This window comes from Pontibacter sp. HJ8, assembly GCF_054824225.1.
Genome location: NZ_JSYF01000151.1, coordinates 1 through 1,731 on the forward strand (window position 1 = coordinate 1; position 1,731 = coordinate 1,731).

Sequence of the window (1,731 nt, forward strand, 5' to 3'; positions counted from 1 at the left end):
TGAAAGCTCCCAAAGCAGCAGCTCTGCGTACCTGGGCCAGTGAGTCGTCTTCGGCAACGGCCGGGCCTGGCTGCACCTGCTCCACTTTGGCGGTTTGTTCAATGGCCGGTTTGTTGGCTTCTTCCGTCGTGCCCGAGAAGAAGAAGGAATAAGCCAGCAGAAGCACGGCAATCAATCCAAAGCCAATAGCTTGATTTCTATCCATTTAAAGTAATTGTTGAACTGTATGTTGGTTGATACTTATTTAGATTTTTTGTTACTCATGGCAGCTTTCACAAACTTAACAAAAAGTGGGTGAGGATTAAGCACCGTACTCTTCAGTTCGGGGTGAAATTGCGCAGCCACAAACCAAGGGTGCTGCTGCAACTCGATTACTTCAACCAGGCCCGTATCGGGGTTGATGCCGGAAGCGATCATACCTGCCTTCTCAAAATCGGCTAAAAACTTGTTGTTGAATTCATAACGGTGGCGGTGACGCTCCGAAATTTTAGCCTTGCCATAAATAGAAAATGCTTTTGAACCCTTCTTTAGTTCACAAGTATAGGCCCCAAGCCGCATGGTTCCGCCCTTTTGGGTTATTTCTTTCTGCCCCTCCATCATATCAATGATCGGATAGGGAGTTTCAGGATCCATCTCAGTCGAAGCTGCTCCTTCGAGCCCCAGTACGTTGCGGGCGAACTCCACTGCCGCACACTGCATCCCCAGGCAGATGCCAAAGAACGGAATATTTTGCTCACGAACATAGCGTATGGTTTCCAGTTTGCCTTTAAACCCACGTTCTCCGAAGCCAGGTGCCACCAAAACACCATCCAGCCCCTGCAAAACAAGTGCTACGTTATCGCTGGCAATATTTTCAGACTGGAACCACTTGATATTGACTTTGCACTCGTTGGCAGCGCCCGCATGCACAAAAGACTCTATAATGGACTTATAGGCATCCGGCAGCTCCACATATTTTCCTACCAGGCCGATGTTCACTTCGGCGGTCGGGTTTTTCAATCTGCCCAGGAATTCTTTCCACCTTTCCAGTTCGGGTTCTGCTCGTTGCGGTAGCTTGAGTTTGCCGATCACACGCTCATCCAGCTTCTCTTTGCGCATGAGCAGCGGCACATCGTATATCGTTTCTGCATCGATGGATTCGATCACGGAATTCTGCTTCACGTTGCAGAAAAGGGCGATCTTCTTGCGCAGATCGGTTGGGATATGATATTCAGAGCGGCAAACCAGGATGTCGGGCTGTACGCCAGCTTCCGAAAGATCACGCACCGAATGTTGGGTGGGTTTGGTTTTGAGTTCTCCGGCTGCTTTGAGATAAGGCACCAGGGTAAGGTGAATCACGCAGGTCTCATTCACGCCCAGCTCCCAGCGCAGCTGGCGAACGGCTTCAATAAAGGGCAGCGATTCGATATCACCCACGCATCCGCCGATCTCCGTGATCACGATGTCGTATTCACTGGACTCACCCAACAGCAGCATGCGGCGTTTGATCTCATCGGTGATGTGAGGGACAACCTGCACGGTTCTGCCCAGGTAGGCGCCTTCCCGTTCCTGTGTGATGACATGGTGGTAGATGCGACCTGTGGTCACATTATTAGCCTGCGAAGTGGCTACGTTCAGGAAGCGTTCGTAGTGCCCGAGATCCAGGTCGGTTTCTGCTCCGTCTTCCGTTACATAGCATTCGCCATGCTCGTAGGGGTTCATGGTGCCCGGGTCGATGTTGATGTAAGGGTC

The 1,731-nt window shown here is 51.1% G+C and carries 1 protein-coding gene and 1 pseudogene; both read right to left on the bottom strand.

Annotation, left to right across the window (positions count from 1 at the left end; translation table 11 throughout):
* Positions 1-205: pseudogene (locus OB13_RS07960) on the bottom strand (membrane protein insertase YidC); the annotation flags it as partial.
* Between the two features lie 35 nt (positions 206-240).
* Positions 241-1,731 (bottom strand): CTP synthase (locus OB13_RS07965; protein ID WP_461489627.1); only part of this gene is annotated, 1,491 nt, incomplete at its 5' end.